The 20,448-nt window shown below is 35.6% G+C and carries 22 protein-coding genes and 1 riboswitch; of the genes, 5 read left to right on the top strand and 17 right to left on the bottom strand.

The genetic code is table 11. The features are described 5' to 3' along the window. Nucleotides 1-80 precede the first annotated feature (80 nt). Nucleotides 81-1,007, top strand: a complete 927-nt coding sequence (locus tag RHP76_RS08930) for a malate dehydrogenase (protein WP_034699354.1) — start codon at nucleotides 81-83, stop codon at nucleotides 1,005-1,007. Nucleotides 1,008-1,306: 299 nt separating this feature from the next. On the opposite strand, the gene RHP76_RS08925 is transcribed toward RHP76_RS08930, so the two are convergent. The 6 genes from RHP76_RS08925 to RHP76_RS08900 all read right to left on the bottom strand — a co-directional run bounded on the left by RHP76_RS08925 (nucleotide 1,307) and on the right by RHP76_RS08900 (nucleotide 4,687). Then, nucleotides 1,307-1,855: a hypothetical protein gene (locus tag RHP76_RS08925; protein WP_311229998.1), complete on the bottom strand. Its 549-nt coding sequence runs from the start codon at nucleotides 1,853-1,855 to the stop codon at nucleotides 1,307-1,309. An 86-nt stretch (nucleotides 1,856-1,941) separates the two neighbouring features. Beyond that, on the bottom strand, nucleotides 1,942-2,508 hold the full coding sequence (locus RHP76_RS08920; RefSeq protein ID WP_311229997.1) for a putative glycolipid-binding domain-containing protein: 567 nt from the start codon (nucleotides 2,506-2,508) through the stop codon (nucleotides 1,942-1,944). Nucleotides 2,509-2,621: 113 nt separating this feature from the next. Then, nucleotides 2,622-2,864, bottom strand: coding sequence for a hypothetical protein (locus RHP76_RS08915; RefSeq protein ID WP_228432430.1), 243 nt, complete (start codon nucleotides 2,862-2,864; stop codon nucleotides 2,622-2,624). A gap of 70 nt (nucleotides 2,865-2,934) precedes the next feature. Continuing rightward, nucleotides 2,935-3,471: a GNAT family N-acetyltransferase gene (locus tag RHP76_RS08910; protein WP_062674183.1), complete on the bottom strand. Its 537-nt coding sequence runs from the start codon at nucleotides 3,469-3,471 to the stop codon at nucleotides 2,935-2,937. A 17-nt stretch (nucleotides 3,472-3,488) separates the two neighbouring features. Next, nucleotides 3,489-3,881 carry a VOC family protein gene (locus tag RHP76_RS08905; RefSeq protein WP_062674185.1) on the bottom strand — a complete coding sequence of 131 codons (393 nt, stop codon included), beginning with the start codon at nucleotides 3,879-3,881 and terminating at the stop codon, nucleotides 3,489-3,491. A 20-nt stretch (nucleotides 3,882-3,901) separates the two neighbouring features. After that, nucleotides 3,902-4,687, bottom strand: a complete 786-nt coding sequence (locus tag RHP76_RS08900; RefSeq protein ID WP_311229996.1) for a hypothetical protein — start codon at nucleotides 4,685-4,687, stop codon at nucleotides 3,902-3,904. A 101-nt stretch (nucleotides 4,688-4,788) separates the two neighbouring features. Between RHP76_RS08900 and pafA the strand changes: the two genes are divergently transcribed. Continuing rightward, the gene (gene pafA, locus RHP76_RS08895) at nucleotides 4,789-6,435 is read left to right on the top strand and encodes an alkaline phosphatase PafA (protein WP_120232002.1); all 1,647 of its coding nucleotides are present in this window, start codon (nucleotides 4,789-4,791) and stop codon (nucleotides 6,433-6,435) included. Between the two features lie 60 nt (nucleotides 6,436-6,495). On the opposite strand, the gene RHP76_RS08890 is transcribed toward pafA, so the two are convergent. Together RHP76_RS08890 and RHP76_RS08885 are read right to left on the bottom strand one after the other, a co-directional pair. Next, complete coding sequence (locus RHP76_RS08890; protein ID WP_311229995.1) at nucleotides 6,496-7,626, bottom strand: tetratricopeptide repeat protein; 1,131 nt, start codon at nucleotides 7,624-7,626, stop codon at nucleotides 6,496-6,498. Beyond that, the gene (locus RHP76_RS08885; RefSeq protein WP_120232000.1) at nucleotides 7,623-9,239 is read right to left on the bottom strand and encodes a helix-turn-helix domain-containing protein; all 1,617 of its coding nucleotides are present in this window, start codon (nucleotides 9,237-9,239) and stop codon (nucleotides 7,623-7,625) included. The genes RHP76_RS08890 and RHP76_RS08885 overlap by 4 nt, the downstream gene beginning before the upstream one ends. A 154-nt stretch (nucleotides 9,240-9,393) precedes the next feature. Between RHP76_RS08885 and RHP76_RS08880 the strand changes: the two genes are divergently transcribed. The 3 genes from RHP76_RS08880 to RHP76_RS08870 all read left to right on the top strand — a co-directional run bounded on the left by RHP76_RS08880 (nucleotide 9,394) and on the right by RHP76_RS08870 (nucleotide 13,956). After that, on the top strand, nucleotides 9,394-10,707 hold the full coding sequence (locus RHP76_RS08880; RefSeq protein ID WP_311229994.1) for a T9SS type A sorting domain-containing protein: 1,314 nt from the start codon (nucleotides 9,394-9,396) through the stop codon (nucleotides 10,705-10,707). A gap of 137 nt (nucleotides 10,708-10,844) precedes the next feature. Next, nucleotides 10,845-11,023: riboswitch (cobalamin riboswitch) on the top strand. Between the two features lie 31 nt (nucleotides 11,024-11,054). Further along, nucleotides 11,055-12,881: a TonB-dependent receptor plug domain-containing protein gene (locus RHP76_RS08875; protein ID WP_120231998.1), complete on the top strand. Its 1,827-nt coding sequence runs from the start codon at nucleotides 11,055-11,057 to the stop codon at nucleotides 12,879-12,881. Between the two features lie 19 nt (nucleotides 12,882-12,900). After that, a complete protein-coding gene (locus tag RHP76_RS08870) occupies nucleotides 12,901-13,956 on the top strand; it encodes a DUF5074 domain-containing protein (protein ID WP_062674200.1) in 1,056 nt (351 codons plus the stop codon). A 158-nt stretch (nucleotides 13,957-14,114) separates the two neighbouring features. Here the strand turns inward: RHP76_RS08870 and RHP76_RS08865 are convergent, their stop codons facing one another. From RHP76_RS08865 to gldC, 9 genes are all read right to left on the bottom strand, one after another. Then, entirely contained in the window at nucleotides 14,115-15,533 is a 1,419-nt protein-coding gene (locus tag RHP76_RS08865; RefSeq protein ID WP_120231997.1) for a CCA tRNA nucleotidyltransferase, read from the bottom strand. A 37-nt stretch (nucleotides 15,534-15,570) separates the two neighbouring features. Beyond that, complete coding sequence (locus RHP76_RS08860) at nucleotides 15,571-15,915, bottom strand: nuclear transport factor 2 family protein (RefSeq protein WP_277695369.1); 345 nt, start codon at nucleotides 15,913-15,915, stop codon at nucleotides 15,571-15,573. 107 nt (nucleotides 15,916-16,022) lie between these two features. Continuing rightward, on the bottom strand, nucleotides 16,023-16,571 hold the full coding sequence (locus RHP76_RS08855) for an L-threonylcarbamoyladenylate synthase (protein WP_047378653.1): 549 nt from the start codon (nucleotides 16,569-16,571) through the stop codon (nucleotides 16,023-16,025). Nucleotides 16,572-16,926: 355 nt separating this feature from the next. Further along, on the bottom strand, nucleotides 16,927-17,280 hold the full coding sequence (locus tag RHP76_RS08850; RefSeq protein ID WP_311229993.1) for a hypothetical protein: 354 nt from the start codon (nucleotides 17,278-17,280) through the stop codon (nucleotides 16,927-16,929). A 6-nt stretch (nucleotides 17,281-17,286) separates the two neighbouring features. Beyond that, nucleotides 17,287-17,733 (bottom strand): hypothetical protein, encoded by a 447-nt coding sequence (locus RHP76_RS08845; RefSeq protein ID WP_227943103.1) that lies wholly within the window; start codon nucleotides 17,731-17,733, stop codon nucleotides 17,287-17,289. Next, a complete protein-coding gene (locus RHP76_RS08840; protein WP_311229992.1) occupies nucleotides 17,724-18,236 on the bottom strand; it encodes a DinB family protein in 513 nt (170 codons plus the stop codon). The genes RHP76_RS08845 and RHP76_RS08840 overlap by 10 nt, the downstream gene beginning before the upstream one ends. 89 nt (nucleotides 18,237-18,325) lie before the next feature. After that, entirely contained in the window at nucleotides 18,326-18,775 is a 450-nt protein-coding gene (locus tag RHP76_RS08835; RefSeq protein WP_311229991.1) for a GNAT family N-acetyltransferase, read from the bottom strand. Between the two features lie 67 nt (nucleotides 18,776-18,842). After that, on the bottom strand, nucleotides 18,843-19,982 hold the full coding sequence (locus tag RHP76_RS08830) for a cystathionine gamma-synthase (RefSeq protein WP_062674213.1): 1,140 nt from the start codon (nucleotides 19,980-19,982) through the stop codon (nucleotides 18,843-18,845). A gap of 129 nt (nucleotides 19,983-20,111) precedes the next feature. After that, nucleotides 20,112-20,435, bottom strand: a complete 324-nt coding sequence (gldC, locus tag RHP76_RS08825) for a gliding motility protein GldC (protein ID WP_034695059.1) — start codon at nucleotides 20,433-20,435, stop codon at nucleotides 20,112-20,114. Between the last annotated feature and the right edge of the window lie 13 nt (nucleotides 20,436-20,448).

Below are 20,448 nucleotides of genomic sequence, written 5' to 3'. Positions count from 1 at the left end.
AATTTTTCAGGAATTGTTAAATTTGGGGAGTTTCAAATTTAAACTTAACTAACAAAAAATAATTTTTAAAAAGTAACAATATGAAAGTAACTGTAGTAGGTGCAGGCGCTGTAGGAGCAAGCTGTGCAGAATACATCGCAATGAAGAACTTCTGTTCAGAAGTAGTTTTGGTAGACATTAAAGAAGGGTTTGCTGAAGGGAAGGCAATGGATTTGATGCAGACCGCATCTCTTAACGGATTTGATACGAAAATTACGGGTACAACAGGAGATTATAGCAAAACTGCAGGTTCTCATGTAGCAGTAATCACTTCAGGGATTCCAAGAAAACCTGGAATGACAAGAGAAGAATTGATCGGTATCAATGCTGGTATCGTGAAAGAAGTTACTGAAAACTTAGTAAAACATTCTCCGGAAGTAATCATCATCGTGGTTTCTAACCCAATGGATACTATGGCTTACCTTGTTCACAAAACTTCAGGTCTTCCTAAGCACAAAATCATCGGAATGGGTGGTGCTTTAGACTCTGCAAGATTCAAATACAGATTAGCTGAAGCATTAGAAGCTCCAATTTCTGATGTTGACGGAATGGTAATCGCTGCTCACAGTGATACAGGTATGCTTCCATTATTGAGCAAAGCGACAAGAAACGGTGTTCCTGTAACTGAATTCTTAAGTGATGAACAACAGAAATATGTCATCGAAGAAACTAAAGTAGGAGGAGCTACGCTTACGAAATTATTAGGAACTTCAGCTTGGTATGCTCCAGGTGCAGCAGTTTCTGTAATGGTTCAGGCGATTGCATGTGACCAGAAGAAAATGATCCCTTGTTCTTTAATGCTTGAAGGAGAATACGGACAAAACGATATCTGTCTTGGTGTTCCTGCTATTATCGGAGCAAACGGAGTAGAATCAATTGTAAACGTAACTTTGACTGCTGAAGAGCAATTGAAATTCGCTGAAGCTGCTAATGCAGTAAGAGAAGTGAATGGAGATTTGAAATTTTAATAAGTACCTGCTTTAAGCACGAATTAAAATAATAAACCCCGGCTGTTTCTTTGAAACAGCCGGGGTTGTTTTTATGAACATTTGAATGGTGGAAAGGTTTCGGCGCGGCCGGAGGCCGCGCCGAAACCCCTGATTACAAAAATAAATCTTGTTATCGCTTCTAGTTTACGTAAGGCGTTTAACAACCTTAAAATTCCTACGCTCGCGTCAGCGTCAGACTACTGTTGCTGTCAACTTACCTTAGGTATTGGTTATATGTCAGAAAATTATATTTTGAGAAGGGTTTTCCATAATGAAAATTATGATACGCTGTTCTTAGGAATTCTTACCAGAAGGATAATGACCCAGATTTGAAGAATGGTCTGTACTATACTAATGATTCCCAGTACAGGATTGACGAACAGATTTTTCAGAATAGAAGAAAATCCAAAAAGACCTAATATAAAAGTCACTATGAGAACGTATTTTGCCACTTCATTCCCTTTGCCTATCAGGTAGCCCATTCCAAAAATAAAAGCTAAAGTCGCTATCCCGACAAAAATAGATAATCCGGAATTGAAAGGATCATAAGTCCAGATAAATCCTGCAATGCCTAATGCCCCACACAAATACATAATATTAGAAGCTTTAGTGTGGTTGGGGTGTATTGTTATTTCCTGTTTTTTGCCAAGATCCGCCGTTCTGGAAGCAATGAGTGCTGATTCCTCATCAGTAAATTTTCTTCCTCTTGACTGCAATATTTCATAGGCATATTGTACTGCCTGTGGAACAAATTTACTATTAGGGTTAATGTATTTTTCAAGTTCCTGACTGGACATTTTTTCCAGCACATTTTTTTTAGTATCCATTATGGTAATTAGGTTTCTGCGAAATTAATGAAATTAATGAAATGATGGAGTAAAGATCATTGCCGTTATCAGCCTCTCTCGATATTTCAATTATTTATATCTTTCAGAGTCTGCAATCTTTCAAACAATTCAGGGTAGTTGGTGACTAATCCACCTTCATCCACCGAAATTTCAGCTTTAAAATCGGTTTCGATATTTTCATACAGGTATTTATTAACAGCTGTCCGGGTATAATGTTGTTGAACAGGTTTGATATTATGTTTTAACACGTCAATATATATAACATTAATCTTTTGAGAACCGCTCTCTGAAAGTTTTAAATTATTGATTGGTAGAGTGTTGGTGGAAGGAGTAAGAGAAATGTCTATGAACTTGAAATGATCAAATTCAGGATTTACAACACCATTAATTTCCCATTTGCCCTGATTTCTTTTACCCGAAGAAGTTCTTTTAATTGTATTGACCTCGGATTCGATCAGAAAATTCTGAACGATCCAGTTTTTATCAGTATGGATTTTATACTCTACATTGTATATTTTATCTTCGTGACAACCGATGATTTTTGATTCAACAGTGTAATTTTTATCATTGGATAATAGATTGAAATATTCAAGTGACTGATAATAGATTCCTTTCCAGATCAATGTTTTCATAATGATATTCTTTGATGTACTATTACAAGATGCAAATTAACGAATGTCAGGGCTGATTACAAAAAAGAGCGGTAAAAACCGCCCTCAACAAAATTTTATCTAACAAATATTTTTTACATATAAACACATCCGCATCCTGTTTCCCATTCCTGGCACAGGCGCATAGGTTCAGTACAGCCAGGGTCACCGCCGCCGCCCTCAGAAACTCTGTAGCATGTACCACCACTGCAATAGTATGAACCTATAGTTGGCGGACAATTGCCATCCATATCACACAATGCATAAGGAGTGTCTCCACCACTAATCAACACAAGCTGATTTCTCTTTAATTTTTTTAAATTTTTCATAGTAATCATTTTTAATTTGTTGATTACTAATGTAAAAAAAATTAACACACCAGCAAGTGTTTTAATGAATGTGGTAAAATTACTCTATATCTAAAGTCATGAAAAGTGCAATTTCCTCTGGATTTTCATACAATCTTGTATTCAGTCCGGTAATATTGAATCCCATTCTTCTATAAAATTGTATTGCAGGATAATTGGTATTCTGTGTTTCCAGTTCAATCACTCTGGAGTTCAATTTTCTGGCTTCTTTAATGGCACTTTTAATCAATTTAATTCCGATTCCCTGTCGTCTGTATTTTTCGTTGACCAGGATATTTTCAATATAAAAACTATTGTTCCATGTTCTTTGTTCACAGATAATCCAGCCTGCCAATTCTTCATTAACAAAAGCACCGAAAGAATTTCCCTGTTCAATGATGGTATTCAATTCTTCAAGATCTTCAGAAGTCGTTTCCCATATTTTGTGGTAAGGCAAAGACTTCTCTTTTAAAATAAACTCAAAAGAACCTCCAAACTCAATAGAGGAAACCACATATCTTACATCCGTTGTATACCCGTTATGTCCCCAATCCAGACTTTGATTAGAGGTTAGTTTTTGTAATTTTTTTATTTCCACCCTTCCATATTTTTATTTTAGTGAATTTCAGTACAGATTTCTATCAGGTAATTGTTGGGATCTTTAATATAAGCTGTTTTTTGTCCCCATGGTTTTAAAGCAATATCTTCATAAAGAACAGCGCCGTTTTGTATTGCTTTTTCTACCAAAGCCTCTACATTATCTGTCGTAAACCCAAGTTCCATTCCGAAAGGTTGGTCTTCAGTTTTTGCCGTTATAAATCCTTTTTTAATATTGGACTGAGCCAGGCTCACAGAAGCGAATGAGAGACTTGTTTCTCCGGTCAGGAGCTCACCATAATCTTTTTCGGGAGTGATGAATTTTATTTCAAAGCCAAAGGTGTTTTTATAAAAGCTCATAGACATTTCTACATCTTCTACATACAGAATGACATACTTGAATTTGATCATATGATTGAATTTAAATGTTTTTATTTCTTGTTGATAATATATTCTTCATCTATCATCAGTTTTATATGAGGCCCATGTAAAGGATACTCTTTAAAACTTCCAAAATGACCGAAATGAAGAGGGTATTTCTGGCTAAGCTGCCGCACTTTACGTCCAAATGAATTGATGTCAACCTTTTGAATGGTTTCTTTTTTCTGTCTGCCATTGGTGAAAAAGAGCATCAGGTTACAATGATCTTTAAAATCAAAATCATTATAATAAAATACATGAAGGTTTTCTTCTCTGGAAATCCGGGTCAAGTCATCAATCAATTCTTTTTTATGCTGCAAAGGCAGATTACAATCAATTCTGGCAGCATAATGTTCTGCATTACTTTTTTTGAAGTCAGAACCCACCATCTGAATGAAACGGTGCTCTATATTTTTGAATTCCTCTCTTTCCGGAGGATAGTTTTTGCTGGATTGAATGGTAAAAGGAAGACTTGCATCCAATAATACTGCATTTTCACGGATCAATAATTCTTCAACCTCTTTAGCAAACTGAAAATGAAAATCAAAAAGCATATGGTCTCCAATATTGATGGTGATTTGATTTCCATCGATATTCAGGTGTAAATATGTTTTCTTGAAATCTGATTTTAGTGCTTCCAGTTTAGGAATAAAATCATCTGTATTTTTAACCTGGATTCTTGCTGCCAGTTCAGCAGGATTATCGGCATGTCCTCCATATCCAGGATAAAAATTGAAAAATTGAAAGTCATATAATTGATCTGGAAATTTGAAATACCAGTATACACCTAAAATCATAGAAGATTATTGATAATTGTACAATAATCAAATTTAAATAAAATTTCACACTCCAAAACTTTCAAAACCCTTAAATTTGTTGTCAATAAAAATTTACTTGGATGCTTAGGAACATTTCAATTGCGGCAGCTACTTTATTGTCCGTAGTTACAATCAATGCACAGAAGAACAGAAATACTCAACTGGAAAGACCCAAATTAGTTGTTGGTCTGGTAGTAGACCAGATGCGTTGGGACTATTTGTACCGTTTCTACGGTAAGTATGGGAATGATGGTTTTAAAAGACTTTTGAATACAGGATATTCTTTGAATAATGTACATATTCCTTATGTTCCTACCATTACGGCTTTGGGGCATACATGTATCTATACAGGATCTGTACCGGCTATTCATGGTATTGCCGGAAACGACTGGACGGATAAGGAAACAGGTAAGGGAGTTTATTGTACCGCGGATGAGAGCGTTCAGCCGGTAGGAACTACCAATACAAAAACAGGAAGCCACTCTCCGAAAAACCTTTGGTCTACCACAGTAACTGACGAATTGAGACTGGCAACAAATTTCCAGGGAAAAGTGGTCGGTGTCTCTTTGAAAGACCGTGCTTCCATTCTTCCTGCAGGCCATACTCCAAACGGAGCTTTCTGGTTTGATGACAGCACAGGAAATTTCATTACCAGTACATGGTATATGAATGATCTTCCACAGTGGGTAAAATCATTCAACTCTCAGAATCTTCCTGAGAAATTAGTAGCGAATGGCTGGAATACTTTACTTCCAATCAACGAATATACAGAAAGCGCACCGGACAATTCTCCTTGGGAAGGTTTGTTGGGAAGTGCAAAAACACCTACTTTCCCTTACAGTAATCTAGCAAAAGACTACCAGACTAAAAAAGACAATATCCGTTATACACCTTTCGGAAATACTCTGACTTTAAAATTGGCTGAAGCTTCTGTAGAAGGTGAAAAACTAGGTGGAGATAATATCACAGACTTTTTAGCCATCAACCTCGCATCTACAGATTATGCAGGACATAAATTCGGACCGAATTCTATTGAAGTAGAAGATGTTTATATCAGACTAGATCAGGATTTGGCAGAATTCTTCAAATATCTTGATTCAAAGGTAGGAAAAGGAGAGTACACCGTTTTCCTTTCTGCTGACCATGGTGGAGCACATTCTGTAGGATTCCTTAAAGAACATAAAATCCCGACAGGTTTCTTTGGAGAAGATGCGGAAAAGAATCTGAACCAGAAACTGAAAGAAAAATTCGGAGCCGATAAACTGGTCAACGCCATTGATAACTATCAGGTTTATTTCGACAGAAAAGTATTGGCAGACAACAAGCTTGAATTGGATGATGTTAGAAACTTTGCTGTAAAAGAAATTGAGAAAGATCCTACTGTTTTATATGCTGTTTCTGTGGACAAAGTTCAGGAGTCAAGCATTCCGGAGCCAATTAAACAAAGAATTATTAACGGGATCAACAGACAGAGAAGTGGGGATATCCAGTTAATTTCTCATGATTCTATGCTTCCACCATATTCTAAAACAGGAACTACACACAGTGTATGGAATTCTTACGATTCTCACATTCCATTAATCTTTATGGGTTGGGGAGTGAAGCAGGGAGAAAGCAACAAAGAATATCACATGACAGATATTGCTCCTACGGTATCTTCCTTATTGAAAATCCAGTTTCCAAGTGGAAATGTAGGAAATCCGATTACCGAAGTTATTGGTAAATAAATTGAAAATTTCATATCATAAAAAAACATCCCAATTTGGGATGTTTTTTGCTTTCATAGCTTACGATGTTCTTATGATTTGCTGTATCTCTTTATGAAACTTCTTATTCTGTTTTCTGATTTTTATAATAGAATATAGAAGCAGAACGATCAAAATGCATCCCAGAAGAACTGAAGCCATTTTAATATAACGATAATGAGATTTCAGTTTCTCACTTTTCAAAGCTGTTTCCATGTTGTGGTTGTCGATCACCTGATTAATAGATTTCAGCTCATTCTGCTTTCTTTTAAATCTCATTTCCATGTGTTTTTTGTTAAACTGCTGATAGAGATTCTGTTGTCCCATAGCAAGATAATTCTCAGCCAATTCTTTATAAAGTCCTTCGTTCAGGATAATATCTCCGGTATTTTTAGAAAGATCCTCAGCTTTTAGTAAAAGGTTTATCGCTGTTTGATTTTCATGTCTTTGTTTGTGTATTTCAGCAATTCCTTTCAAAGCGAATGCTTCCAGACTTTTACCATAATTCTTCCGGGCATAGCTGACAGACTGTAAAAATGACTCTTGTGCTTTGTCAATCTCATTAAGGTTCAGATAACAGTACCCAATATTGTAGTATACCACACTCATATTGGAGTAAGTGGTTTTCTTTATGGGAACCTTTTCATAATTTCGTATAGAAATCAGGAATTTTTCCAGAGCAATTTCTGAATTAGACTGACTTTTATATACCATTCCTCTTATTGCGTAGCTTGCAGCCGTTTCAATATATTTCTCCGGATTTTTTTCAGGAATTTTTGCAATATACTGTTCTGCCTCATTCAGTGTTTCTAAGCATTTGTTGAAAAGTTCCATTTGCTGATATTGGATCGCCACTGAAATGAGAACACCTGCCTGGCTTCTGGCATCATTGGTTTTCTGAGACAGTTCTTTTGCTTTTAAAATATATTGTAAAGACTCTTCAAAATTTCTTTTAGCAATATTGGCTGTTGAAAGCAGCATATAAAGATTAATGGAAGTTTTGATATCATGAGATTTTTTTAATAATTGTTCTCCGATTTTGATGGTATTATCGGGGTTGTCGTAAATTTCAAGTTTGGCCTTTCTTAGTAAGATACTATCAGGTGTCTTTTGTGCCTTCATACCATTACAAAAGGCAACCAGCAACACTATTATTTTAAAAATTAATTTCATAAGACTTTTGTTTTACTGATTTCCTGAATATAGGCATTGGGAGACATTCCGGTAACGGATTTGAAAACAGTAGTGAATGCACTGTGTGATGAGAATCCTGAATATTCTGCCAGATAACTTACTTTATAATTAAGAAAAGTAGAATCAGTTCTTAATAACTGTACAATATGATTGATTCTAAGCTTGTTAATATATCCGTTGAAGTTTTTTTCCTTATTATTAATAATTTCTGAAAGGTATTTTGTATTGATTTCCATTTGAGAGGAAAGCAGAGACAGAGACATGTTTTTATTCAGAAACCGGTCGGATTTTTCAAATTCTTCCAGCTTTTGGAGAATTTCATCTTCTTTTTCCCTGGATATTTTTGTTGTGCCAGGATCTTTTGTCGCTGGAGTTGTTTTGTGTAAAATGATGGGTTGAGATTTTCGACTGATCTGTTTTTCAAAGAAATCAAACTGTTTTTTTAAGTCTTTATTTTTACTTTTTATGAGTAAAAAATAAGTAAGCAAAACCAGAATGATCAAAGATAAAATCAGGATTAGAAACCAGAAAGATCTTAGAAGCAGATGTTTCTGAAATTCAATATTTTTATTTTGATTGGTTTCCACAAGCTTCACAAGGTATCGTATTCCTTCTTTTGAGCTGGAATCTGTTTTTGTTTTTACATCATTGTAAAGTTTATTGTACTGATGGTATTTTGCATCATTATGTAGTGCGTAGTAATTACGGGAAAGTGATTCGTAGATTTTAATTTTTAAATTATTAAAAGGAAGATTTTCAATCAATTGAAGACCTGCTTCCAGTTTTTCAATAGCTGTTGCATAATCTTGTCTCAGAAAATAATATTGGGACAGGTTTTCATAGGCCAGAGCTAAAAGAAAAGGTTGGTTTTTCTGATGTTCAAGATCTGTAATAATACTGTCTATAAGGGTTTTATATTCAGGTAGTTTATTTAGTTTCAGCAGATAGGAAGATCTGAAAATTCTGTTTTCAATTGTTAAAATTCTATTCTCTTCATTATAATCGCCAAGGTATTGATTACTCTGATCTAGAATTTTTAAGGCTTCAGGATAGTTTCTGTTGATTCCCGAGTTCAATGCCTGAAGCTGATATAATTTTGAAGTGGTAATTCTTAATGCCGGACTATTGCTTTTAAGAAGCTTCTGATCAGACAAGAGATGAGAAATAATTCTTTTCGATTGATTGTACAAACCCAGATTCTGATACTGATCGGCAAGGTTATAATCACTGAAGACCTGCATACAATAAGAAAGATCGTTTTTCTGATCAGGCTCTTCTTTTTGAGCGAAAATATTGACAGATTGTACATATTCCCCCTTCATGGCAAAAGCTTGTGAAATAATATTTTGAAGTACAATTTTGTGTTCCGCGTTTTGATCACTCACAAGAATTCCCTGGGTATAACTTATGCATTCGTCAGGATTCTGATATAATTTCAGAAATGCTTTATCTGCTAACATATTGAAGTCCGGACCGGACTGCCCTTTGGTGGTAAGGGAGCAGAAAATAAAAATAAACAGTAAAGTTTGAAATAATTTTTGTCTCGTTAATTTGCTTTTTGTGTTTTTTTGAATAATTCTGGTAAAATCCATATTCAAAATATTGTTTTGTATCTGCTTGGTTATCAGTCTTGTAAAAAATAAGTTCTTTTAAAATTCACGAATTATGAAAGCCAATTTCTTTTGGCAAGGTGAATATTGTATTAATATTGTTTTCGCCAATTCGAAACGCTAAATATAATAAAATATGAAAAATTTTTACAAAGTATCAATGAAAATGTTGACAGCTTGTCTTTTTCTGAAATTTGGTTTTGCAGAAGCTCAGCTTACTGTAATAGGTTTGGGAAATTATAATGTAGGGGCAGTCTCTGACAATGGAGTGGTAAGCATGCATACAAGCGCAGGAGGAATATATAAATGGAATGCAGCAGGAGGACTTGTACAGATAGGTTCTATATCAAACGGTTATCCGGCAGCGGGTAGAACTGTTGTTTCGAATGACGGAACCAAAATTTCGTCCTCTATAACAAATGCAGCAACGGGATTTAATGAGATATCAACCTATGATGTAGCTACTTCGACCTGGGTAAACAGAGGCGGGCTTGTTCCTACAGGATGGGACGGTAGTGTAAGTTCAACCTGGGGGATGACTACCAATGGAAGCACGATTGTAGGTTTAGGTTTTCTTACTGCTGCAAACGCACATGCTGTGAAATGGGATGAAGCAAACGGAATGGTAGATCTGGGAAGTATCGTTGCAGGACGCAGCTCCAGAGCAAACGCAATCAATGCGGCAGGAACAGTAATTGTAGGTTGGCAGGATGAGCCAACCGGAACAAGAAGTGGGGCTAAATGGCAGGATGGAGTAGAAACTTTTATTACTGATAATAATGGAAATAATGTAGGGGAAGCAGGAGGAATTTCTGCAGATGGAAATACAATCATAGGCTCAGCAAATCCTAATCCCTATGTCTGGAATGCTGTGAGCGGACTTACTTATATAACGCATCCTAATGCTTCTTTCAGCTTCAAAGGAGGTGCCACCGGGATTTCTGCTGATGGGAAAAAAGTAATTGGATATTATAGAGCATTTGGAGCACCTCCTATGTCAGGGGAAGGTTTTATCTGGACTTCTGCTACCGGAAGGATCAATCTGAATGATTATGCAGCCTCTTTGGGAATTGCAACGAATGGAGTAACCATGGGGCTTCCTTTGGCCATTTCACAGGACGGAAAGAAAATTGCCGGATCAGGGACGAATGCTTCAGGGCAGATGATCGCTTTTTATCTGGATACTTCTCAATTTTTATCGGTGCATGATGCAGTGAAAGAGAAAAATAATATGGGTGTCTATCCTAATCCTGTGACTGATATTCTATATTTTAAAGGAACAGGAAAAATAGAGAAAGCCGAAATTTATAATATGGTGGGACAAAAGGTAAAATCATTTGATTCGGTAGAAGGGCAGATTGATGTTTCATCCCTGTCAAAAGGAGATTATATTTTGCAATACTCTATGAAGGGAGGAAAACAAGAGACTTATAAATTCATTAAAAAATAACATATATAAATAGTAAAGTAGTGGGATGAATGGCTGTTTTCAATATTGAAAGCGGCCGTTCTTTTTTGTGTATATAGCAAAAGGATAGCATGTTGTGTATAGAAAAGTCTGGTTTTTGGTGAATACATATAAAAAACTATCTTTGCAAAAATTTTGGTTTCCAGTATTTTGGAATGAAAAGGGAATCGGGTGTAACTCCCGGACTGTCCCCGCAACTGTAAATCGCAACTCAAGTTTCTGCAAAAAACCACTGTTTAATAACGGGAAGGTGCAGAATGCGAAAGTCAGGAGACCTGCCGGAATTATAATTAAAAAACATATTGCTTTCGGAGGAAAAGTAAAAAAGTATGGATATAAAAAGATCTTTAGTACTGCTTTTTTCATCTTATGGCTGTTTTCTTTTTGCACAAGAGAAAGCCATCGATACTGTTTATGTCTTCGATAATCAGATGATTAGGGTGAAACTTTTTCATCCCGTAAAAATAATTTCGGCAGAAGATGCTGAGAAAAACTCCAGTAATCTTTCTGAACTTCTGAGATTTCAGTCACAGGTTTTTATCAAAGAAAATGGCCGTGGTGCCGTTTCTTCACCTTCTTTCAGGGGAACTACCGCTCAGCAGACTGCTTTTGTGTGGAATGGAATTAATATCAATTCTAATTTTCTGGGACAGGGAGATATTAATAATATTGCTTTGTTCGGCTATGATCAGATTGGTATAAAAGCTGGTGGTGGAAGTGTAGTATATGGGAGTGGTGCCATCGGGGGAAGTATTCACCTGAATAATACCCTGGATTTTAATAAAGGCTTCCATGGTTCTTTATTTTCTGAAGTGGCTTCTTTTAATACCTATAATAACTTTATAAAAGGTTCTTACAGCAATGATAAGTTCAGTTTTAAGGCTTCTGGAAATTATTCTGTAAGTGAAAATGATTATAAGGTAAGTGACCTGAACTATATCAACAGAAACGGAAGTTATTACAATACAACGTTCAATGTAGGAGCATCCTATAAAATCACAAACGATCATAAAATTTCGTGGCAGAGCCAGTTTTTTGATTCTTCACAACGCTTTCCTGTATATGAAGAAACGGGAACAAAAACGAAATATAAAACTCAAAGTGTAAGAAGCCTTCTTTCCTGGGACTGGAACAAAACAAAGTTCAGTAATTCCCTTAAAGCAGCTTATACGGAAGAGAATTTTCAATTTTTTGGTTCGTTAAATCAGCCTAAATCAAGTAGTGGAACCGGGAAAAATTATATCTTTAAAAATGACTTTAATTATTTCCTGAATTCAAAGTGGAATTTTAATATCATAGGAGAGTTTCAGGTTAATAAAGGAGAAGGATATCAAAACGGAATATCCAGCGTCAGCAGAAATATTGGTTCTGTTTCAGGATTGTTAAGATATTTTGCAACAAAAGATCTGCGTTTTGAGGGTGGATTCAAGAAAGATTTTGTGGAAGATGTGAAGTCACCGTTGATGTATTCGTTCTCCGGAAAATGGAGTGCAGCAAAATGGTATGATGTAAGCCTTAATGTATCAAAAAACTTCAGATTTCCATCCTTTAATGATATTTATTATGAACCGGGAGGAAATAAAGACCTGAGACCGGAAACCTCTACCCAGCTCGATATGACGAATGTGTTTAAAGCAGGAGATTTCAGACTTACTTTGTCTCCATACTATATGAACATCACAGATCTTATTGCATGGCTTCCAACGGCTAAAGGATACTGGCAGGCATTCAATGTCAATAAAGTTGAATCCTATGGATTAGAATCCCAGCTGTCCTTTAGCAAACAATGGGGTAATCATAAAATCCGGGCCAATGCAGGATACTATTATGCAAAGTCTATTGATAAAGAAACGAAAATGCAGAGACCTTACGTTCCTATGCACAGAGGAAATGCCAATATAGATTACGAATATGGTTTCTTTAAACTTTTCGCACAGGGGCAGCTGAATGGCGTTACGTATACTACAAGTGACGAAAAAAGGTCAGATGCCATAGATCCTTATTTTCTTTTAAATATGGGAATCTCTGCAACTTTAGCCAAAAAATATACCTTAGGGTTCAAAGTGAATAATCTAACCAATACATACTACAAAACGGTTTCTTTCTATCCTTTACCCAAAAGAAATTATAGTGTGTATGCAGCAATAAATTTTTAAAAATTAAAATTGAGTAAATATGAAAATAACTAAACTTTTAACTGTATTATTTGCAGTAGTGTTATTGTTTAACATTTCTTCATGTTCAAGTAGTTCTGACGAGATTGAAGTTTCTCCAATCACTTATCAGAACGGATATTTTATCTCTAATGAAGGAAACTATAACAGTCAGGGAGCTAAGGTAACATTTGTGACAAGAAATTTAAGCCTGAAGCAAGACGATGTATATGGTTATAACAACAACAAAGAGATTCTTGGTGATGTTCTTCAGACGATTGGTCTTAACGAAAACAAAGCTTATCTTGTTTTGAATAACTCTAATAAAATTGTAGTAGTAGACCGTTATACATTCAAAAAGTTAGGAGTAATTACGGATCAGCTTGATAACCCAAGAGGAATTACTTTTGCTAACAACTTCATCTATGTTGCTAATACCAACTTTACTGCACATACTCAAAGTATAACGAAATATAAAGCTTCTGACTATTCATTTGTAAGTAAAATCAATATGACTGAAGTTTCTGATAAAACAGTAGAGGCAGGAGGAAATGTTTTTGTACAGAATGCTTCATCAGGGTACGGAAATAAGATTACTTATATCAATACTTCTAACGATGCTAAAACTGAAATTACCGTTCCAAATGGTCAGATTGGAAATACAGTATCATACAAATCTAATGTTTATACAATTTCTTCAACAGCTACAGATTCTTATATCTATAAAATTTCAAGTACCGGAGCGCTTACACCGGTAATTACGTTGACAGGAATTCCTAATGCTACGAACCTTCAGATTGATAACGATAAAATCTACTTCAGCTCTGCCAATAAAGTATATACAACGAGTTTGGCTATACCTGCAATTCCTGCAACTCCATTATTAACAGCTGCAGATGGCGGTCCTTACTTTACACTGTATGGATTTAATGTTATTGATGGAAGGATTTTTGCATCAGACGTTAAGCAGTTCACACAGGATAGTGAAATGGTAGTATATTCAGCAGTTACAGGTGCTCAGATCAGTTCTTTTAAAACAGGAGGTATCGGTGCTAGTGGAACATACCTGAATCCATAATGTGTGATAACAAATAAAGAAATAATTTTTTATTTTTTCATCATTTGTGTTTTTTTCCGGCCGGTTTCGAAGAAACCGGCCGGCTTTGTTTCCCTAGGGAAACAAAAAAACCTGCGGGATGGAACATCCCGCAGGTTTTATATTTTATATCAGTTGAATTATAGGGTTAACCCGAGTTTTTCAGCCTCAGCAATCACAAATTTTGTTGCTTCTTCTTTTTCATTAGGAATTTCACCCTCAAGAATAGCCTCTTTTACCTTCTCTTTTAGAATTCCGATTTCACGGCCTGGCTTAAGGTGAAACATTTCCATAATCTCTTCACCGGTAATAGGAGGTTGAAAGTTTCTTACCTGATCTTTTTCCTCTACTTCTTTGATCTTTACGGCTACATATTCAAAGTTTCTTTTGAATTTCTCCTGCTTTTTAGAGTTTTTAGTGGTAATGTCTGCCTTGCAAAGCGTGAAAAGATCTTCAAGATTTTCTCCGGCATCAAATAAAAGTCTTCTCAATGCAGAATCTGAAGCATCATCCGTGATCAGTGCGATAGGTCTTGACGAAAGTTTCACCATCTTCTGAACATATTTCATGTCACTTCCCAAAGGCAGTTTTAATCTTTGAAAAAGTGTTTTTACCATTTTTGAGCCCAAAAATTCATGTCCGTGAAATGTCCATCCTGTTCCTTCTACAAACTTTTTTGTTGGAGCTTTTCCAATGTCATGAAGAAGGGCAGACCAGCGAAGCCAAAGATTATCGGTATTCACCGAAATATTATCCACTACTTCCAGCGTATGATAAAAATTATCTTTGTGAGTTTGTCCTTCCACTTCTTCCACTCCTTTCAGTTCGATCAGCTCTGGAATAATCAGCTTCATAAGACCGGTTTGTTCCATTAGTCTTAATCCGATAGACGGTTTTTCAGACAACATTATTTTGTTGAACTCTACCATGATTCTTTCCATAGAAACGATCTTGATTCTTTCTGCTTCCTGCTGGATCGCTTTCAAAGAGTTTTCCTCAATTTTAAAATTTAAAGTTGAAGCAAAACGTACTGCCCTCATCATTCTTAATGGGTCATCAGAATAAGTTTGAGCAGGTTCTAACGGTGTTCTTAAAATTCCTTTTTCAAGATCTTCGATTCCATTGAACGGATCAATCAGTTCTCCGAAATTTTCTTTATTTAAAGAAATAGCCATCGCATTGATGGTAAAATCTCTTCTTTTCTGGTCATCTTCCAAGCTTCCGCCCTCCACTTCCGGCTTTCGGCTGTTTTCTGTATAGCTTTCCTTTCTTGCTCCCACAAATTCAAGTTCAAGTTCTTTGTACTTGATCATCGCGGTTCCATACGTTTTGAATACAGAAACCTTTAATTTAGGATCTATATCCTGAGCTACATTCTGAGCAAGCTCGATACCGCTTTGTTCCGTTACAAAATCTATATCTGTAGAAGCTTTTCTGTTCATCAGCAGATCTCGTACATAACCGCCCACAATGTATATGGACTGGTTATTCCTTTCTGCTGCTTCAGAAATGATTTTAAATAGTTTTAAATTCTTATTTTGATTAAGATTAATTTTCATCGTTGATAATAGTGACAATTTCTACGTATGTTACCCATTAGTCATAATGAGCATACATTCTACTAATTTTTCCCTCTTCATTAAAAAACATAACTTCAACAGCATGTTTATCCATAATCGACTTATAAAATAATGCTACAGAATCTACTCCTGCTGTGGAATGTTTCAGATCAAAATGAAGGTCCGGAAACTTATCCAATGCCTTTTTCCAGTATTCACGGACAGATTCTTTTCCCTTTAAAGAACTTTCTTTACCTTCAGTAGCCAGAGCGATCATAGGAGTGGTGATCTCAATATCATCCGAATAATGAGAAAGTATATCCTCCAGATCATGAGAATTCCACGCATTGATCCACATTTGAGCAAATTCGTGATGATTCATAGCAAATAGTTTATGAGTTGAGTTTGCAAAGATAGAATTAAAAAAAAGAAATCCTGCCGATATGAACTGACAAGACTCTAAAAAGTAAACATAAAAGTTCAGAATTCTTATTCTCTAAGAACTTTTATTCTGTTGTCATTCCATATTTTGATCACCGAAGAACCTGAGTATTTTGAAACTTTTTCTCTGTCTTCTTCCACTGCATAATCTACAAGGCTGATCATCTCCTCAGAAATATCAGAGAATTTCAATGGACTTTTTTCGCCACTGAAATTGGCAGAGGTAGATACCAGAGGTCTGTTCAGCTTTGTTATCAGTTTTTTACAGAAATCATTTTTTACAAGACGAATTCCGATACTTCCATCCTCGGCAAGAAGTTCTTTAGGTAAGCCTCTTGGGTTTTCATAAACAATGGTTACCGGTTTCTCACTAAGATCAATAATTTCCCATGCCATCTCAGGAACGTCCACAAGGTCCTGAAGTCTTTTTTCAGACTCTACAAGGATGATCATGGATTTGTTTTTTTCGCGCTTTTTAATGTCAAAAATCTTATTGACCGCTTCTATATTAGTGGCATCACAACCAATTCCCCAGATAGTATCAGTAGGGTAAAGAATTGTTCCGCCGGATTTTAATATTTCGATAATATGTTCCATAATTGTAGTGAATTCAAAAGAATGGATAAAGGTAGAAAATATAAGAATTTCAGGCAAAAAAATGGGATGTAAATGTGGTTTGTCAACTTGATTATTATGACAAGATGCAAAGATTATAATCCATGAAAAAATGAATTAAAATAAGTTGTACACTTAATAGGCTCAATATAATCAGGATGTAGTATTTTTTTGAAATCTTTTTTGGTAAGATGTTGTGAAATCAAGACAGGGAAATTTGATCTTGAACCTTCTTTAATTAAAGTATAAAGAATCGCATTGTTTTTAAAAAATACAATGGTTGTCTTTTCATAATCTTTACCCAAACTGTAGAGATCTGTCGGTTCATTAAGGAAAATCAGATTCCCGGAAATCTTTGAAATTCTATGATGATGTTTTTTCCATACTCAATGATTCTGCTTTTAGCTTCTTCTTTAGGAATTTCAAACTTAATTTCTTTCAAATGTTTTTCGGTGTATTTACAATACAGCACATATACGCTACAGATGAATAAACTTATAAGAATTGCACACTCGAAGCTGTTATTAAAAGAAAAATCTACTTCTTTTAATAACAGCAGAGAAGCTCCTGCCAATGCAGAAAATCCAAAATAGATCGAGATCGTATCAAACTTATCGTATGAACTTTCTTCAAAAACTAATTTTTCAGTTTGAATACTTTCAGTAATTTTTAAATTTTTTAGAGATCTCATTGAACATCAGGATGAGAATTTATGATTGATAAATTTAGATTTTATGGATAAATATAATGAGCCAGCTATTAAAAATGCAATAGAAGCTATCCATAAAAAATAACCTGTTTCCAAGCTGTATATTCTTCCCATTCTTCCATTTTCTGCAGCCAGAATTTCCTTCCAGAAAAAAAATGTTCCTGCAATTAAAAAAGCTATTGCAGCCAATATCATAGAAATTAAAAAATATTTTTTATAACAGAATACCACTGCAATAAAGAACCAAATATTAGCTGTCCATACCAGAAATTCAAATAGGCCCCCGCCTAAAAAGCTAATCGGACCTATAAGAAAAGTTTCAAATGATTTATAATCTTTAATCTCTCCCATATCTTCAACTTTAAAAGCTGTAAAACAAAAAGAAATTATGAAAATTAACAGGCTGGCAAGGGGAATTCGTTTTCTTACATCCATCCCAATTTCGGTAAATATCTTTCCTCAATAATATTCAGGTGGTGATAATTGTGGCCTATAATCAGTTTTCCGATAGTTTCTACAGAAATTTCATGGCCATTGGCTGTTCCTGTGTTTTGTAGAGCAGAAGGCTGAAGAGTTTCTAATAAAATCTGTGAAGATTTTCTCACCAGTTTGTATTCTTCCAAAAGAGATTCAAGGGTTCTTTCACCTGCAAAAGAATTTTCTGCATATTCATTTTCATCAAATCCGGGAAGATTGTTTTTTTCTCCTCTCGCAAAAGCTAATATTCTGTATTGGAAGACTCTTTCTGTATCAGATAAATGGAGTAGAAGACCTTTCAAAGTCCATTTTCCTTCTGCATAAGCAAAATTAGATTGTTCTTCGGTAAGGTTGGAATAAATTCCGATGGTTTTGTCTGCTGATATCTGCAGTTCATTGATCCAGTTTCCTGATGGAATCTGATCTAAATATCTTTGGATGTATTTTTGAAAGTCGGTCATATTATTTTTTGTTTGGGTTACGGGTTTTCGGGATTCGGGGTTTTGAGATTGGGGATGGTGAGTGTAATGTATCAATTGCTCATTGCTCATTACTCATGATTAGTCCACTCGTAGAAATTTACAGAGTCATAAAGCTCAAAACCGCAAGCTGGATACAATTGGTTTCCAATATCATTACTTTTTCCTGTTTCTAAAAGAATGCCGCATGCTTTTGAGGAACGGCAGTGTTCCTTAGATTCTTCAATCAGTTTTTTAGAGTATCCTTTTCCTCTGTGGCTTTCATTTACGTACAGGTCGTTCAGCAGCCAGTAACGCTGCATTCTTGTAGATGAAAATATAGGATATAGCTGTACAAAACCTGTCAGGTTACCATTTTCTTCCGTAACAAAAATTTCGGAATCTTTGTTTTCAAGTCTGTCCTGAAGAAAGGTTGTGGCAGCAGGAATATCTGATTCTTTGTGATAAAATATCCTGTACTGATCAAATAATTCTGCGAGTTGTGGTAAGTCGGAAATAGTTGCTTTCCTTGAGTTTTTCATAATATCAGTTGGTGTTATAATAAATGAGAAGGATTATCAAAACCCTTCTCATTTAATGTATTGTATGTTAAGAAAAAGCTTTCTCAAGATCTGCAATAAGATCTTCTGCATCCTCAATACCTACACTTAAACGAACAAGATCGTCAGTGATTCCCAATTCAGCACGTTTTTCTGCAGGAATTGAAGCGTGTGTCATCAAAGCAGGGTGGTTAGCCAAAGATTCTACTCCTCCTAAAGATTCTGCGAGCGTGAAAACTCTTACTTTTTCTAAGAATTTGATAGCATCTTCTTTCTTTCCGGATTTAAAGGTGAATGAAACCATTCCTCCCGATTCCTTCATCTGAGATTTTGCCAGTGCATATTGAGGGTGAGATTCCAATCCTGGATAAATTACTTTATCTACCGCCGGATGAGTTTCCAAATATTTTGCTACTGCAAGACCGTTATCAGAGTGTCTCTGCATTCTTAATGCCAATGTTTTGATTCCTCTCAATACCAGGTAAGAATCGTGTGGTCCTAAAATACCACCACTCGCAAACTGAATGAAGTGAAGCTTATCTCCTAACTCAGCATCTTTAGCAATAAGCGCTCCGGCAATCACATCAGAGTGTCCTCCTAAATATTTTGTAGCAGAGTGCATTACAATATCAGCTCCCAAATCAATGGGTCTCTGGATATAAGGTGTTGCAAAAGTATTGTCTACCGCCACTAGAATATCTTTCCCTTTAGCAATGTCTACAACAGCTTTGATATCAACTAACTTCATCAATGGGTTAGTTGGAGTTTCTACCCAGATCAGTTTTGTTTTATCCGTAATAACATCAGCAATTTTAGAAGCATCATCAAAATTCACGAAAGTAAACTTCAGTTGATATTTTTCGAAAAGTCTTGTAAACATTCTGTAAGTACCTCCGTAAAGATCATCTACAGCAATTACTTCATCACCTGGGTTTAATAATTTTAAAACACAGTCGATAGCAGCAAGACCAGAACCGAAAGCTAAACCTCTCGCTCCGTTTTCAATACTTGCCAAAGAATCCTCTAATGCCTGTCTTGTAGGGTTAGCGGCTCTTGAATATTCATATCCGGAATGTACTCCCGGGCTTTTCTGTGCAAATGTAGAGGTTAAAAATACAGGTACATTTACAGAACCTGTTGCAGACTCGTGGTGCTGCCCTCCGTGAATTACTTTTGTATTAAAATTCATAATTTTTTGCTTTAAGCTGGAACATTAAGCATATGAGTTTAATGTTCATTGTTTTTTATTAAAAGTTGCTCTAGCTGAGTACAAAAAGCTTACCGCTTACTGCCTTCAGCTTATTGCAATGGTATTTTTTTACTTAATAGCAGATTTTACCGCAAATTCTTCTGCAATTTCTTCCATCCACTGCGCTACATCCTCTTCACCTGTCGCTCTCTGGTATGTACTTCCTAAAGATATTAAAATCTGGTGGATAAACATCTTCATCTGGTCTACAGGCATTTCTTTGGTCCAAAGATCAATTCTTAACGCTTCTCTTGTCTTATCATCCCATACAGAAATCATGGTTGCTTTTGTATCTTGTTTGTCAATACCTCCATCCTGAGCGTTCCATGTAATATTTTCCGGTACGTGATTTTCATCAAGCTCTACATCTATCGTAATCTGAGTCTTTCTCATAACTTTCTTTTGT

Origin of the sequence: Chryseobacterium sp. SG20098 (assembly GCF_031844745.1) — a bacterium.
Lineage (GTDB): Bacteria > Bacteroidota > Bacteroidia > Flavobacteriales > Weeksellaceae > Chryseobacterium > Chryseobacterium cucumeris.
Note: the sequence above shows the minus strand (reverse complement) of the source record. Positions and strands in the feature narration are given on the sequence as shown.